The sequence below is a fragment of the Luteimonas sp. A482 genome (assembly GCF_054072655.1).
This window is the reverse complement of record NZ_JBSVRO010000022.1, coordinates 1-676: the sequence shown is the minus strand read 5'-3', so window position 1 is coordinate 676 and position 676 is coordinate 1. Positions and strand designations below refer to the sequence as shown.

The following is a 676-nucleotide window of genomic DNA, read 5'->3' as shown; positions in this document are numbered from 1 at the left end:
GACTGCAACACCGTTGTCGCTAAACTCAACCAACGACCGAGGAAACGCTATGGCTTCCAGACCCCGGAACAACGACTACAACAAACTTCAGGGGTGTTGCACTTGGAGTGTTAATTCACCCCCATAGCGATACATATGACTATGGGAGCTCAAAGTGCTTTCTGTGCCGATGGATCTCGGCTAGTGCGCCATCTCGGAAGGTAAGCCGAACCGAATTGAAGAACTTGTCATTGCCATCAAGAAGAACAACCCATTGATCATGCTCTTGCAGTCGCCCAAGTTCAGCCGGTGAAGGGACGATAGAGAAGTTGTCTCCGGCCCTTGGGCCATGGCTAACATACACAACGGCGTCTGGATGGCTACTGAGATGACTAACCGATGCAAGGGCGTCTTGCTTAGATGCGCCGATAGTGAACCCATGGGCTGCGCCGGAAGTAATTGTTTCATCGATGTAGGTAGCCCAGAGATACCCAATGTATCCCGCGATGACAAGAGTCGGCACAAGCACCGCAGCAGCTAAAATTTTTTGCCACAGTCGCATGGATGTATGCCTTTGGGCCTAACAACCTGAGTTAAGCCGCGCCGCTCGCGGCTCCTTCCGAAGCGATTTCTACCACGATCTGGACGAGGGCGCGCCGGCCTGGGCGGTGTCGGCTTGAACGACTAGTTAGGGAGA

Annotated in this window: 1 pseudogene; it reads left to right on the top strand. The window is 53.4% G+C overall.

Annotated elements, in window-relative coordinates:
* A pseudogene (locus ACW5DW_RS17105) lies at positions 1–114 on the top strand (IS30 family transposase); the annotation flags it as partial.
* Between the last annotated feature and the right edge of the window lie 562 nt (positions 115–676).